The organism is Bombilactobacillus sp. ESL1092 (assembly GCF_058107465.1).
The window spans coordinates 1,560,813-1,576,240 of record NZ_CM176594.1; the positions used below are offsets into that span (position 1 = coordinate 1,560,813).

Annotated in this window: 12 protein-coding genes and 1 other annotated feature; of the genes, 10 read left to right on the top strand and 2 right to left on the bottom strand. The window is 38.4% G+C overall.

Features of this window, described 5'->3' with window-relative positions; translation table 11 throughout:
• Positions 1-356 precede the first annotated feature (356 nt).
• The 3 genes from AC3B6Y_RS07310 (at position 357) to AC3B6Y_RS07320 (ending at position 6,365) form a co-directional block, all read left to right on the top strand.
• On the top strand, positions 357-1,046 hold the full coding sequence (locus tag AC3B6Y_RS07310) for a response regulator transcription factor (RefSeq protein ID WP_489757441.1): 690 nt from the start codon (positions 357-359) through the stop codon (positions 1,044-1,046).
• Positions 1,043-2,542, top strand: a complete 1,500-nt coding sequence (locus AC3B6Y_RS07315; RefSeq protein WP_489757442.1) for a HAMP domain-containing sensor histidine kinase — start codon at positions 1,043-1,045, stop codon at positions 2,540-2,542. Before AC3B6Y_RS07310 ends, AC3B6Y_RS07315 begins: the two co-directional genes overlap by 4 nt.
• A gap of 379 nt (positions 2,543-2,921) precedes the next feature.
• Entirely contained in the window at positions 2,922-6,365 is a 3,444-nt protein-coding gene (locus AC3B6Y_RS07320) for a BspA family leucine-rich repeat surface protein (protein WP_489790864.1), read from the top strand.
• 137 nt (positions 6,366-6,502) lie between these two features.
• On the opposite strand, the gene yidC is transcribed toward AC3B6Y_RS07320, so the two are convergent.
• Together yidC and AC3B6Y_RS07330 are read right to left on the bottom strand one after the other, a co-directional pair.
• The gene (gene yidC / locus AC3B6Y_RS07325; RefSeq protein ID WP_489769061.1) at positions 6,503-7,471 is read right to left on the bottom strand and encodes a membrane protein insertase YidC; all 969 of its coding nucleotides are present in this window, start codon (positions 7,469-7,471) and stop codon (positions 6,503-6,505) included.
• Between the two features lie 16 nt (positions 7,472-7,487).
• Complete coding sequence (locus tag AC3B6Y_RS07330) at positions 7,488-7,763, bottom strand: acylphosphatase (protein WP_489769060.1); 276 nt, start codon at positions 7,761-7,763, stop codon at positions 7,488-7,490.
• A 151-nt stretch (positions 7,764-7,914) separates the two neighbouring features.
• On the opposite strand from AC3B6Y_RS07330, the gene AC3B6Y_RS07335 reads away from it, so the two are divergent.
• The 7 genes from AC3B6Y_RS07335 to greA all read left to right on the top strand — a co-directional run bounded on the left by AC3B6Y_RS07335 (position 7,915) and on the right by greA (position 15,393).
• Positions 7,915-8,682 carry a TrmH family RNA methyltransferase gene (locus tag AC3B6Y_RS07335; RefSeq protein WP_489757446.1) on the top strand — a complete coding sequence of 256 codons (768 nt, stop codon included), beginning with the start codon at positions 7,915-7,917 and terminating at the stop codon, positions 8,680-8,682.
• 12 nt (positions 8,683-8,694) lie between these two features.
• Entirely contained in the window at positions 8,695-9,192 is a 498-nt protein-coding gene (locus AC3B6Y_RS07340) for an HD domain-containing protein (RefSeq protein WP_489757447.1), read from the top strand.
• Between the two features lie 40 nt (positions 9,193-9,232).
• Positions 9,233-9,443: a binding site (T-box leader), on the top strand.
• A 54-nt stretch (positions 9,444-9,497) separates the two neighbouring features.
• Positions 9,498-10,541, top strand: coding sequence for a phenylalanine--tRNA ligase subunit alpha (pheS, locus tag AC3B6Y_RS07345; protein ID WP_489769059.1), 1,044 nt, complete (start codon positions 9,498-9,500; stop codon positions 10,539-10,541).
• A gap of 4 nt (positions 10,542-10,545) precedes the next feature.
• Entirely contained in the window at positions 10,546-12,966 is a 2,421-nt protein-coding gene (gene pheT, locus AC3B6Y_RS07350; RefSeq protein WP_489790866.1) for a phenylalanine--tRNA ligase subunit beta, read from the top strand.
• A gap of 68 nt (positions 12,967-13,034) precedes the next feature.
• Entirely contained in the window at positions 13,035-14,192 is a 1,158-nt protein-coding gene (mltG, locus tag AC3B6Y_RS07355) for an endolytic transglycosylase MltG (RefSeq protein ID WP_489790868.1), read from the top strand.
• Positions 14,193-14,239: 47 nt separating this feature from the next.
• On the top strand, positions 14,240-14,881 hold the full coding sequence (gene udk, locus AC3B6Y_RS07360) for a uridine kinase (protein ID WP_489757451.1): 642 nt from the start codon (positions 14,240-14,242) through the stop codon (positions 14,879-14,881).
• A gap of 38 nt (positions 14,882-14,919) precedes the next feature.
• A complete protein-coding gene (greA, locus tag AC3B6Y_RS07365; RefSeq protein ID WP_489774893.1) occupies positions 14,920-15,393 on the top strand; it encodes a transcription elongation factor GreA in 474 nt (157 codons plus the stop codon).
• Positions 15,394-15,428 lie beyond the last annotated feature (35 nt).

A 15,428-nucleotide genomic window follows, 5' to 3' on the forward strand; every position in this document is an offset into this window, starting at 1 on the left:
ATTAATATAGAGATAAGTTAGAAAACTCGGTAATTTTATTGCCGAGTTTTCCTACTGTTTAGCTTCTTTTTGAGCATTAAAATAGCGCAGATTGTATAAATGTATTATTATAGTAGTCCTGTCCCCAATAGTTAATACTTGAAAGCAATAAAATTAATCATGCTTATTAGAAAAATGAGGCTTGTTGGAATTGGGGGAACAGGTACTCAGAGCGTTTTAAAATTAGTGGTATCGTTAAAATGTTAATCATAGATTTTAAGTTTCTGTATTATTAGCCAAAGGTTAAATAAACGTGATACACTAATGATAGCGAGATTTAGAAAAAATTAATCTAATTAAGAACTGGAGTCTTATAAATGTCAAAAATATTAATCATTGAAGATGAAAAAAATTTAGCCCGCTTTGTAGAATTAGAGTTACAACACGAAGGTTATGATACCCGCGTGGAACTAGACGGGCGCAAGGGTTTAGACGCCGCTTTAGGTGAAGATTGGGACGCTATTTTGTTAGACTTAATGTTACCAACTTTAAATGGTCTAGAAGTTTGCCGCCGCATTCGTCAAGAAAAGAGTACCCCCATTATTATGATGACGGCACGGGATTCTATTATTGATCGCGTATCTGGTTTAGATCATGGTGCTGATGATTATATCGTCAAACCGTTTGCGATTGAAGAATTATTGGCACGTTTACGAGCATTGTTGCGGCGGATTGATATCGAAGACCAGAAGATGGCGCCACATTCAACCAAGATTGAATACCGGGATTTAATTATGGATAAAGAAGCACATACTTTGAGTCGCAACGGTCAAGTCATTGAATTAACTCGGCGCGAATACGATTTATTCTTAACTTTATTGAATAACATGGGAAAAGTTTTAAGTCGGGAACAATTATTGAAGAGTGTTTGGGGCAGTGAATCCACGCAAAGTGAGACCAATATTGTTGATGTTTATGTGCGTTATCTACGTAATAAAATTGATGTACCTGATAAAGAAAGTTATATCCAGACGGTTCGTGGTACTGGTTACGTTGTTCGCCCATGAAGCAAAAATTAGCTAATTTACGAATTACTATTCAATTTAAGTGGACGTGTTTTTTGAGTTTAGCTATTTTTTTAGTGTTTGGTCTTTTTTCAACTTTAATCTATACTTCAGTCAATCAAGCTTTATTACGTAGTGAAGAAAATAATGTACGGGATACTATTTCCGCAGTGGATAGTCGCTTTAATGTTTACCAAGGTCCTTTGAATAAGCAGCAAGTGCAAAATCGTTTAGCACCGCGCTTAAATCAAAAAACGGTGGAACGGGATGCCAATGGGAATTTAGTGGCTGAAAATCCAGAAAAATTTTACCATGACAGTTTATCCAAGCAATTGGCGCGTGGTGATTTAGCCATTGTGTTATATGATTTGCACGGGATGGTTTTGTTTAAAGATGGGGCAATTGATCCCAACTTTACTGGCACCACGAAGATTACTGTCAAAAAAGTTCCCAGAAAATTGAGCTTTTTAGAAACGACGGTGCCGATTCACTCAAGTCGTAATCATAAAGTGATTGGCTACGTCAAAATTAACGACGGTCTGCGCGGTTATCACCGTGCTTTTCGAGAACTTAATCGCTGGATGATTGTGGTCATTATTTTCGCATTATTGTTAAGTGTCTTTTTGGGCTATGTTTTAACCCAACCATTAGTGCGGCGCATTAACCAAGTTAACCGTACGATTGATGAGATCAACGAAGATCCTGATTCGCAATCGCGGATTCCCAAGCAGTCGTCTAATGACGAAATTACGGACTTGGTCGACCGTTTCAACCATATGTTAGACCGCCTGCAAGAGTATACCAATCAGCAAAAAGAGTTTGTGGAGGATGTTTCACACGAATTACGGACGCCCGTGGCGGTCATTGAAGGCCATCTCAAGATGCTCCAACGCTGGGGCAAAGATGACCCCAAAGTGCTTGATGAATCCATTGAAGCATCTGTGAGTGAAATTTCGCGGATGAAAAAATTGATTCAAGAAATGTTGGATTTAACGCGGGCAGAACAAATTGAAGTCAATTACACCAATGAAGTCACAGAAGCTAATGAAACGATTAAGCAAGCCTATGGCGATTTTGTGATGTTACACCCTGACTTTGAAATTGATTTTGATGATACGGTACCAGATCATACTATGGTACAAATCTACCGCAACCATTTGATGCAAATCTTGGTCATTTTATTAGATAATGCCGTCAAATATTCTAAAGATCGTAAAGAGATTAACTTGTCGGCTTCGACCGAAGATGGCATGTTAAATATTGCGGTACAAGATTTTGGCGTGGGCATTACCCAAACAGATTTACAACGCATTTTTAATCGCTTTTACCGTGTTGATAAAGCTCGCTCACGCGAAAGCGGTGGCAATGGTTTGGGCTTGTCAATTGCCAAAAAGATTGTGGAAATGTATAAAGGAACTATTACGGCCGAAAGTGCGGTGGGTTCAGGAACCATTTTCCGAATCAATCTGCCACTGGTTGAATCAAAAAAATTAAAGTAGTTTTAGAAGACTGAAAGCCTTGTAAATGACGTTGGTTGTTTGCAAGGCTTTTTTATGTTGATTTCAAAAATCAAAAGCGACATTAACTGGTTATAAAAAATAAGATGTTAATTTTTATTAAATTGATTTAATTTTAAAAAATATTATCTTTGCACAAAAAACAATGTTAATAAGCATAAAATATCAAACAAATTATTCTTTTTTTGTTTTAATTAAATGGATAAATCAAAACTAACTGCTTCTTGATTAATAATTAATTAAAGCACTATAATAATCATACAAATGTTCTAGAATATTTAACAATTAAAACGGCGGTTTAAAGTGTAATGTAAGCGCTTGTTGATTTGGGCGTGGAGTACTAAAGAAGGGTCTTTTGGTGATGAAGGTTAAATACTCGCAAGCTGTGATCTTGGTAATGGAACTTTTTAGTTTGTGGTTAGGATTAAGTCAGATAGCTCAAGCCACTACTATGCAGTCGCGTAACGATTTTAGCCAAACGCTTAATCAAAATAATGACCTCTTGACCAATCCGAAGAGTTTGGATTTGCTAACTCAGAACCCAGCAAAGCAGAGTAATAATCTCTTAAAAAAACAACCGACCATTAGTAACTTTACAACTTTAACAGCGCCAGTCAGTGGGGTAGCGGGGAGTTGTCCGTGGACCCTTGATGTTGATGGTACACTAACAGTGGGTCCGGGTACTTTAGATTATTATAGACAATATAATGACGTTGAAGGTGGAAACTACTATATCTATGGCGAAAATTGGCTGGAGTATGCAAATCATATCAACAAAGTGGTTTTGAAACAAGGAGTCAAATTACCAACTAACTGTAGTTATGTTTTTGAGTACTTATATAACTGTACTGAAATTGATGGCTTAGAAAATTTGGATACTAGTCATGTTACTGATATGCAGAGTATGTTCTATTATTGTCCAAAACTAATAAATTTAGATGTCAGTCACTTTAATACTAGCCAAGTCATTGATATGCATCGTATGTTTTATGGTTGTAGTGATTTACCAAGTTTAAATTTAAGTAGTTTTGACACGAGTCAGGTTACTGATATGTCTGAAATGTTCTATGGATGTTACGATTTAGCAAATTTAGATGTCAGTAGCTTTAAAACTAGCCAAGTAAAAAATATGTCTATGATGTTTGGTACGTGTTATAAGCTAGGTATCAGTAAACTCGATTTGAGTAGCTTTGATGTCAGTCACGTGACTGACATGAGTCTGATGTTCTATGGTACGGCTGGGGGCAATGTATTAGATGTTAACTTAAGTGGCTGGCACACTAGTCAATTAAAAAATGTTTCTAACATGTTTTACAATGTTGATTTGACTGATTTTGATTTTAAAAATCTTGATACTTCTAATGTCACTGATATGAGTTATATGTTTGAACATAGTAAATGTACTGGACCATTAGATCTTAGTTCTTTTGATACTTCTAATGTTATTAGTATGTACCAAATGTTTTATAGATCCAAGATCAGTACTGCTTGTTTATCGCACTTTGATACTAGTAAAGTGAATAATATGAATCAAATGTTTGACTCATCGGAATTTCAAAATTTATATTTAAATAATTGGGATACCAGTCAGGTATTTGATTTGAGCTCAATGTTTAATAATTGCAGTCAATTGACGGAGTTAAATGTTGGTGGAAAGTTTGGGATATTTAGCAGTAGTCATCCGGTAAATACTACTTATTACTATGGTTTATTTTCAAATTGTCCTAAGTTAGACAACTTAGACCTAACCACGTGGCGAACAAAAAACATGATTAATATGAAAAGTTGGTTTCAAGGATGTTCTGCTTTGCAATCTGTTACTTGGGATAAGGAATTGTTTAATACTAGTAAAGTTACTGATATGTCTAACATGTTTTATGGTTGTAGCAGTTTATCAAGTTTAGATGTTAGTGGTTTTGATACAAGAAATGTTACTAATATGAATACTATGTTCTCTGGCTGCAGTAGTTTATCAAGTTTAGATGTTAGTGGTTTTGATACTAGACAAGTTACTAATATGACGGGAATGTTTTCTGGCTGCAGTAGTTTACCTAGTTTAGATGTTAGTGGTTTTGACACAAGTAATGTTACTAATATGAATGCTATGTTCTCTGGCTGCAGTAGTTTACCTAGTTTAAATGTTAGTGGTTTTGACACAAGTAATGTTACTGCTGTGAACTATATGTTCAATAGTTGTAGAAAATTATCAACCTTAGATATAAGTAACTTTAATACTACTAAAGTTCAATACAAAGAAGATGCTTATAATTTTATTGCGAATGATCCCGCTTTGTGGAAGATTAAAGTGAGTTCTAAGTTAATGCTTGCTCCTACTAAATGTAATAGTAAGTGGGATGTTGGTAGATTTCAATATGATACGGATATTCAGATGCCAACAGCAGGGGCTACTTTCCAAGATGGCACTTATCAATATGAAGTTCTAGGTCAAGCTGGGCAAAAGACTGGCGCTTGGCAAGCAGTGGGTGCGGGAAGTGATCATCTCCCCAGTGGTACGGTGTACGCGACGCAAGATTCGTTGAACACTGATTTCCTAAGTAATGCCAGTCGTCCGGGGATAGATCAAGATCCCGACGCTAGTGCAGGTAAGCAGACACAGACGTTGGTGTTGAAGCACGTTCTAGCTAATCAAGTGCCACAAATGACATTGACGAAGGATTCAACCACAAATTTGTCGACCATGGATTTAGATTATTGCCATAATTATCAAGACTCTACTTTCCCAACTTTGACGTTGAATGGTAGTGTTAGCGATAATGATAGTTCCCAAGTCCAGTTGTATTATGCCATTGATCCAGTGGATACGACACCAACTTTGGCTGAAATTCAACAAAATTATCAAAGATTACAGCTCACACCTTTGACTATTCAAGATTCATCATTGGCCCAACCTTGGACAGCAGATATTGATGTTCAAGCTGACTTAAAGACCTTGGCAACTCCTAAAGCTGGCGGTCATCAAATTAAAATTTATGCTGTGGATAGTGGTGGACAATTTACTAGTGAAAATCCGCAGGCTTCAACAGCAGCGACAGTTAACGTAGCAGAGAATAGTGTGGTTCAGCTTAATTATTTGGATAATAATACGAATCAACCGGTTTTTAATACTGATGAAGATGGACACAAAGTTGCCCAGACGCTTGTCGGTGTGGTTGGCAAGCCGATAGTTACGACAGATCAAGCTAATTTTCCAACTGCGATTAAAACAAAGCATTATCGTTATACCTTAACTAATGCTGCAGAAATACCACAAGTTTTCCCAGTTATTACTACAGATCCCTTGTTACCATTAACACCTTATCAATTAGATTTGAAATATAATTCAGGGACGATGAGCTTGAGCGTTCCGGATACGCTAGACTTTGGCACCAAGATTGTACAAACGGCTAAGCAAGCTTACGATTTACCATATGATGCCGCACGAACAGCATTAAAAGTAACGGACACGACGGGAGCACCAAGTTGGCAACTTAGTTTAGCAATTGCAGATTTCACTAGTGATCAAACGACAACGCCATTAACAAACATTTTCCAATATTTACCTGCTGATAGTAGTACGCCAACTGCCATTTCGCAAACGCCGGCGCTAATTGATCAGTATAACAAGCATCATACGTTTGTTGATGGTTCTGGTAAGGCAGTTACCGATATTTCAACAGGTTGGTGGGATACTAGTCATCACCAAATCGCGGGTCCAAAGCTCGATTTGCGGCAATTACAAGTTCCAGTCCATAAAGCAGATTATCATGCTACAGCAAAATGGGCGTTAGTCAATTCACTACAATAAAAATGCGGCGAGTAAAGTCGCTTAAGATTTGAGTATAGCTTAGAATAATCATCAAATAGTCAATCAAAAATGCTCCTCACCATTAGATGCTAAATCTAACGATGGGAGCATTTTTAATAAGATACTATTGCAAAAATTTACTTATGATGCTGTTGCTTACCAGCATTACGTTGGCGATTTTTTTGATGTTGTTGCTTAGTCTGACCAACTTGTTTGGCGTTGTCCTTTGTTGTTGCTGCTTGTTGGGCAAAAGTTTTTTCGGTTACTACTTGCACAATCGGCTTGTCTTTTAATTCTTGGTCGACTTGCTTACGCACCTTCGGCGTGATGATATAATCGCTAATCAATTGCTGTAAGACGACGATGATTCCGCCAATTAAGAAGTACAGACCTAAAGCAGCCGAGGATGCAATACTAATGAAGAAAGTCATGGCTGGACTGAGCCACATCATAGTTTGCATTTGCTTCTTTTGTTCTGGTGGCACACTCTTTAAAGTCATCCAGCTTTGAACCACGTAAAAAATTGTCGCCACGACTGAGATCAGAATGCTAGGTTTTGATAATGGTGCTCCTAAAAAGTTAGCTTTTGAAATTTCCGGTGAATATTGCACAGCTTGATAAATGGCAATAAAAATTGGAAATTGTAATAACAAAGGTAAGCAACCCAGCCCGCCAGTTAATTTGATATCGTTTTTGGAATAGACTTGCATCATTAACTGGCTAACTTGCGTTTGTTCTTCTTGCGTAGTTGCCTTTTTTTGCTGTTGTTGAATTAATTGCAGTTGGGGTTGAATGCCCTTCATTTTTTCTTGTTGCACGATTGATTTCTTTTGTTGGATTAAGCTTAATGGTAATAAAACTAAGCGAACCACAAAGGAAATCAGGATAATACCCCAAGCATAACCGCTTTTGCCACCAATGGTCTTGGAAACATAGAGCATTAAGTTTTGGAAAGGTACACCAATATATTGGTAAATCCAGCCGTAAGGGCCATGAGTTGGTGGCTTAAGATTTGCATTGATACCACTGCGGGAGCAGGCGGTGACTAAGAGTAATAGACTTAAACAACCACCCCATAAAAGTAAACGTTTAGTTGTCTTTTTCATAAATTTCTCCATCTCGTTACATCATTGAAAATTTAGAATAATTAGCGAGAGGTTTGTCTTGCCAATTAATATGATCAATCTTAGCAAATTTACTCGGACTTTGTTGCATTACTTTCATAAAATGTTCCAAGTCTAAAGTGTCGCCTTGAGCTTCTAAATGGACGCTACCATCGTCACAATTTTTGACAAAGCCAGTAATTTGGTAAGTTTGTGCGACGGAGTAGGTTGCATAACGAAAGCCCACACCTTGTACATGACCATAAATATCTGCTGCAACATGTTTTTGAGTCAAAATCAAAACCTCCTTCGTCCTTGTTCTAAATGATACTTCTCTAGTATAGCGGAAAATATAGTTGAAGCCAAAAGCATTCTATTAATTTTGCCAAGAAAATGTTCAAAAAATGATATGATAAGTAAGAAGATTAGATTTAGAGAGGTTAGCTATGGAATATATTAGTTCAGGACAAAATAGTAAAATTAAAGATTTGAAGAAGTTACAAAGTCATCGAGGACGTAAAAAGCAACAACGTTACTTGTTAGAAGGCGAGCACTTGATTTTTGAGGCGTTGGCCCATCAAGTTAAGCTAAATGCTATTTATGCAACGACGGATTATCTCAATCGTGATCCCAAACATTTAGTGCGTGATCACATGGACCAAGTAGTGGAAATCACTCCGGAAATTGCGCAGGCGATTACCGACACCGTGTCACCCCAAGGCATTGTTGCGGAATTACCAATACCGCAACCGGAAACTATTGACTTAAGCCATGGAAAGTGGTTATTATTATCACAAATTCAGGACCCGGGTAACGTGGGAACCATGATTCGCACAGCTGATGCTGCTGGGTTCAGTGGCGTCTTACTCAGCGAAGATTCGGTCGACTTTTATGCACCAAAAGTGCAACGTGCTATGCAAGGTAGTCAATTTCATTTACCCGTTCAGTCATTGGATTTACAGTCAGCAGTCAGTGAGTTCAAAGCACAACAAATTCCAGTATACGGAACTTTGGTGAATGATCAGGCCCAAGAGTATCAAACTGTAGCCAAGCCAAAAGATTTTGCTTTAATTATGGGCAATGAGGCGCACGGCTTGGCGCCTGAATTAGCAGCTTTAACGGATACAAATTTATATATTCCCATTTTAGGATCCGCAGAATCATTGAACGTGGCAGTAGCAGCTGGTATTATTATGTATAGACTCAGTCTTTAAGGAGGATACTTTTTGGCTCGAGAATTAAATTGGCAGACTGATGCAGCTTATTTAGCTCAAGTTTCTGATTTATTAGCTAAACCCGAGGTGCAAAAGTTAAGTCAAATTCCACAACATCATTATTCTAATCGTTTGGATCATTCAATTAGCGTTTCTTATCGCAGTTATTTAATTGGCAAGAAGTTGCATTTAGATACCCGCGCTTTGGCACGTGGCGGTTTGTTGCATGACTTGTTTTATTACACTTGGGATCGCAAGCAATTGAGTTTTCGGGCGCACGCCGATATTCACGCACATGTTGCGCTAAATAATGCGCAACAATTAACCGATTTAAGACCAATTGAAGCTGACATTATTGTCAAGCATATGTTTGGTGCGACGTCCACGCCACCGAAATATCTCGAAAGCTTAATTGTTAACTTAGTTGATGATCAGTGTGCCGTGCAGGAAGCTTGCTTGCCCAAGTTGGCATTGTGGCGCCAAAAATTACATTTGAAGCAATCGAATTAAAATTTAATTGAAATTTATGCATGAAAGTTTTAAACTGGTTTTAACGACGATGAAAGAAAGTAGTAGCATCAAGGTCTGGATTCACAGGGACAATTGGGTAAGTGAGAACAATTGAAGCCAGATGATGTGAATTCACTCTGGAGTCTAAACGTCATTAGTCAGCGTTATATGACAGATAAGTGGAGTTTAGGTGCAGCTATCAAGCTGGACTGAACTCAAGCAGGGTGGTACCGCGAAGCTTCGTCCCTTTTAGGGATGGGGCTTTTTTTATTGTTGAAATTATTTATTTAGAGGAGCAGGTAGTGATGGATTTAAAAGATTTATTAAACGATTTGCGGCAAAAAGGTCTACAACAGATTCATGATGCACAAAAAATCGAACATTTAAATGAAATTAGAATTCATTTTTTGGGTAAAAAAGGTCCGTTGAACCAAGCTTTACGGGGAATGAAGGATTTAAGCGCGGAACAACGCCCTAAGGTTGGTGCTTTAGCCAACAGTGTCCGCGATGATTTACAAACAGCTTTGGATCAAGCCAAGGAACAATTAGAAAGTCAAGCGACTGCAGCCAAATTAGCCAATGAAAAAATTGATGTCACTTTACCTGGACACCAACGCCACATTGGAACCAAGCATGTGATTTATCAGGTCATGGATGATATTGAAGCCTTGTTTATTGGTTTAGGTTATGAAGTGGTCAATGGTCCCGAAGTCGAAGAAGACCACTACAATTTTGAAATGATGAACCTTCCCAAAGATCATCCTGCGCGTGATATGCAAGATACCTTCTATATTACGGATGAAATTTTGATGCGGACGCAGACTTCACCTGTGCAAGCGCGGACTTTGGAAAAACATGATTTTTCGAAGGGTCCTTTGAAGATGATTAGTCCGGGTAAAGTTTATCGTCGCGATACTGACGATGCCACACATTCACACCAATTCAATCAAATTGAAGGCTTAGTCATTGATAAGCATATTACGATGGCAGATTTGAAAGGTACTTTGGAATTAACAGCGCGTCATATTTTTGGTAAGGAACGTGAGATTCGCTTACGTCCGAGTTATTTTCCATTTACGGAACCATCAGTGGAAGTTGACGTTTCCTGCTTTGCCTGCGGTGGTGAAGGCTGCAAAGTTTGCAAATATACCGGTTGGGTAGAAGTGTTAGGTGCGGGCATGGTGCATCCGAACGTTTTAGAAAATGCTGGCGTTGACTCGACTGTTTATGGTGGCTTTGCCTTTGGTCTAGGACCAGATCGGTTTGCCATGTTAAAATACGGCATTAATGATATCCGCGATTTTTATCAAGATGATGTTCGGGTTTTAGAACAATTTCAGGGGGAATAAATTAATGAAGATTTCTACTAATTGGTTAGCAGAATATGTTGATCTACCAGAAACACCAGAACAATTAGCTGATCGGGAGACGGTTACTGGCATTGAAGTTGATGAAATAATTAAACCAGGCGCTGGGTTAAAGAATTTAGTCACTGGTCAAATTAAGACGGTCACCAAGCACCCCGATGCGGACCACTTAAACATTTGTCAAGTGGATGTGGGTGCCGAAGAATTGGCCCAGATTGTCTGTGGTGCGCCGAATGTGGCTGTGGGTGAAACGGTTATTGTGGCTTTACCCGGTGCCAGAATTGCTAACAACGAAAAAATTAAAAAAGGTAAATTCCGTGGTGTGGCCTCCAATGGTATGCTGTGTGCCTTGCAAGAAATTGGCTTCGATGATTCCGTTGTGCCTGATGCTTTTAAAAATGGAATTTATGTTTTTCCAGAAACCGAAAATATTCCCTTAGGTCAACCGGTTTATTCTTATTTAGGCTTGGATGACACTGTTTTAGATTTTGATATTACGCCTAATCGGGCGGATACACTTGGAATGCATGGTGCCGCTTGGGAAGTGGCTTCAATGTATGATGAACAGCCCCATTTTGAACAGCCCAGTGTTAGTGAGGATGCAGCTTCAGCAGAACAACAATTAAGTATTGACGTGACTGATGAACAATTGGCCCCGACTTATCGGACACGGGTGATTAAGGATATTCACATTAAACCAAGCCCGCTCTGGTTGCAAGTTCATTTGTGGAATAACGGTATCAAACCAATTAATAATATTGTCGATATTACTAATTACATTATGTTATATTATGGTCAACCATTACATGCTTATGATTACGACAAATTGGGCTCCAAAAAATTAACCGTGCGCCTAGCGGCTGCGGGAGAATCTTTTACAGCGTTAAATGAAAAACAATATGATTTAACGGATCAAGATATTGTGATTTCTAATGACGAACAAGCCGTTGGTTTAGCTGGAGTTATGGGTGGTTTGGCTACTTCGGTTACTGAGCAAACCCACACAGTAGTTTTAGAATCAGCCGTGTTTAACCCTACGAAAATCCGCAAAACTGCGCAGCGTCATAATTTACGAACGGATGCTTCGGCTCGCTTTGAAAAAGGGGTGGATCTATCCGCCATTGCTGAAGCATTAGATATGGCAGCGCAATTAGTGCAACAATTAGCTGACGGAACAGTATTAAAAGACCAAGTAGTTGGTAGTCAATCAGTTTTGAAGCCAACGGTAGTCAAAATAACCACGGATCGGATTAATCATGCTTTGGGGACGGAAATTTCACAAGCGGAAATTATTGCGATTTTTGAACGGTTAGGCTTTGAGGTAGAGGTTAAAGATTCAGAGTTAATTGTCACGGTACCATTACGTCGGTGGGATATTTTTATTGATTCAGATTTAATTGAAGAAGTGGCTCGAATTTATGGTTTCGATAAAATTCCGAGCACTTTACCAGCAGTTACCCAAACGATTGGTGGCTATACCCCTAGACAAAAATTCATTCGCCAAAGTCGACAAACCTTGCGGTCATTGGGTTATGATGAAGCCATCAGTTATTCTTTGACTACTCAAGAAAAAGCGGCAGCCTTCTGCTTGAAGCCCGCAGTGTTAACCAAAGTTGATTGGCCGATGACCCAAGATCATGAGTATTTACGGGCCAACTTAGTTAGTGGTTTGTTAGATGATTTGGCTTATAATGCTGCGCGCAAGCAAACGAACGTGGCCTTGTTTGAGCAAGGACGTGTGTTCTTGAAGAATGACGCAAACGTAGTGCGGCCTAAGGAAGTTGAAATGATCGCTGGGGCTTATAGTGGGCAAGTAATCCAGGATAGTTGGGATCAAACGGCCCGCGATGTTACTTTTTATGACATTAAGGGTGATGTGGAGCGCTTATTACAAAGTTTCCAAAGAAAAGCCACGATTGTTTACCAAGCCACGAGCGCAATTAAGCAACTGCATCCTGGACAAACTGCAGTTATTTTAATGGATCAGCAGCCGGTTGGATTTATCGGTACGCTGCATCCAACTTTAGCCAAAAAATTACGCTTAGCGCCAACGGTAGTTTTCCAAATTGATTTGGAAAAAGTCATGGCCTATCCTAAAGCTTCCGAAATTTATGTTCCAGCTGGTAAGTATCCTGCAATTAGTCGTGATATTGCGGTAATTGTTCCAGAAGTTATTACTAATGAAGCGTTAGAATTAGCCATTCAAAAAGCGGCCGGTAAATATTTGGCGGATATTAAACTATTTGATGTTTATGCAGGCAAAGGCATTGCTGCGGGTCATAAGTCATTGGCTTATAATTTAACTTTCCAAAATCCGCAAGCTACATTAACAGACGATGAAGTTAACCAGGATTTTGCTAATGTACAACAAGCTTTAATTGATTTGTTTAACGCACAAATTCGATAAAAAATCCAGCATTTAAGAAAAAGTTGTGTATAATTAACAGTTGAGATTAAATGTTGGAGGAACCATTCTTGACTAAGTCAGATAAAAATCGTAGTCAGTATCGTGATGATCAGGAATCTATTCGTCACAAAAAGCAAGTGCGCGAGTCTGAACAAAGAGTAGTTAACCATATTGTTTATTGGATTGTTGGTATTTTGGCAATTCTGATTTTAACGTTTGGTGTTTTAGGCTATAATTATGTGCAAGAATCACTGCAGCCTTATAACCACAAGGATCATCAGGCTGTAGAAGTGAAAATTCCGATTGGATCTTCTAATAAAGAAATTGCTTCAAAGTTGCAGAATAAACATATTATTCGTAGCGCGACAATTTTTAATTATTATGTTAAATCCCATAATTATACCGACTTTCAAGCCGGTTACTATACGTTTAAACCGTCAATGACGTTGACTCAAATTGTTGCTCGTTTGCAAAAGGGTGGCAGTTTAGATCAAGTTGGTCAACCTGGCAATACAGTGCTAGTGCGCGAAGGGGTGACCATTGATCAAATTGGTAGTGTGATTGCGAAAAAGACGCCGTACTCAAAGGCTGATTTTCTGCATTTAATGAAAGATCAAGCCTTTATGAAGCAATTAGAGCAAAAGTATCCGAAATTGTTGGCTTCTTCGTTACAGTCTAAGCATGTTCGTTATCACTTAGAAGGCTATTTGTTCCCAGCAACTTATCCTTATTATTCCGGGACATCTTTGAAACGACTAGTGAGCGAAATGGTTGGTAAAACTAATCAAGAACTTGCCCCTTATTATGAGCAAATTAAGGCTAAAAATCTGACCGTGCAACAACTGTTAACTTTAGCTTCTCTAACAGAACGCGAAGGGGTAACAAATATTGATCGCCGCAAGATTTCGGGCGTGTTCTTTAATCGTTTAGATGCAAATATGCCACTACAATCGGATATTTCCGTTATGTACGCTTTAAACAAGCATAAACACAGTTTGACAAATAAAGATACGAGTGTAAAATCGCCTTATAACCTTTACAAGAATAAAGGTTTTGGGCCTGGTCCATTTAACTCACCTAGTTTAGGCTCGATCCAAGCAGTTTTGAATCCTGCTGATCGTGATAAAGGGTATCTCTATTTTGTAGCTAATTTGAAGACTGGTAAAGTTTACTATTCAACAAATTACTCGCAACATTTGGATACCAATTCAAAAATTGGTCAATAATTTAGTGGACTGACGCAAAGTCAGTCCCTTTTGATAAGGAGAAATAAATGACTGCAGGTAACAAGCCGTTAATTATTGGAGTTAGTGGAGGCTCTGGAAGTGGTAAAACCACTATTGCCCAACGCTTAATCACAGAATTACCACAAGAATCAATTGCTTTATTACAAATGGATTCTTATTATAAACAACTAGACTTACCTTATGAACAGCGTAAACAACAAAATTTTGATCATCCGTTATCATTTGATACGGACTTATTAGTTGCTGATTTAAAGAAATTGCGGGCTTTTCAAAGTATTGAGGTGCCAATTTATGATTTTGTCGATAGTAATCGAACGAATCGCACGCGGCACCAAGAACCTGCCGATGTCATTGTTCTAGAAGGAATCTTGACTTTATATGAAAAAGATTTACGTGATCTGATGGACATTAAGGTTTTTGTTGATACTGATGATGATATTCGCTTAATTCGGCGGATTAAACGGGATGTTGAAGAACGGGGCTATACTTTAGATACGGTGTTTACCCAGTACTTGGATCACGTGCGTCCAATGTATCAACAATTTATCGAACCCACCAAGCGTTTTGCTAATGTGATTATTCCTGAAGGTGGCGCCAATGAAGTGGCAATTGATTTATTAACTTCCAAGATTAAGTATCTTTTGCATCAAAAACGACAACAGCAGTGAACTTTGTTGTCTAATCAATCTTAAATGAGGTGTTAGTTGTGGCTGAACAAAGATATCCAATGACAGCTGAAGGTAAAAAGAAATTAGAACAAGAACTGGAAGATTTAAAATTAAAAAAGCGTCCGGAAATTATTGAACGTATTAAAATTGCTCGTGGTTTTGGGGACTTATCTGAAAACTCAGAGTATTCTTCTGCTAAAGATGAACAAAGTGTTGTGGAATCACGTATCTCGGAAATTAATACCATGTTGCAGTACGCCGATGTAGTAGATGTTAGTCAAGTTGATGCGAATGAAGTTTCGGTCGGCAAAACGGTGACTTTTCAAGAAGATGATGATGATCCGGAAACCTATCAAATTGTTGGTGCCGCTGAATCTGACCCAATGCAGGGTAAGATTAGTAATGACTCACCAATTGCCAAGTCTTTATTAGGCAAAAAAGTTGGTGATGATGTGGTTATTGAAACACCAGGTGGCTCTTTCACTGTGAAAATTACAGCTGTCGAAAACTAATTGCTAGCGTTAAAGAGGAGCATAGGTTATCATAA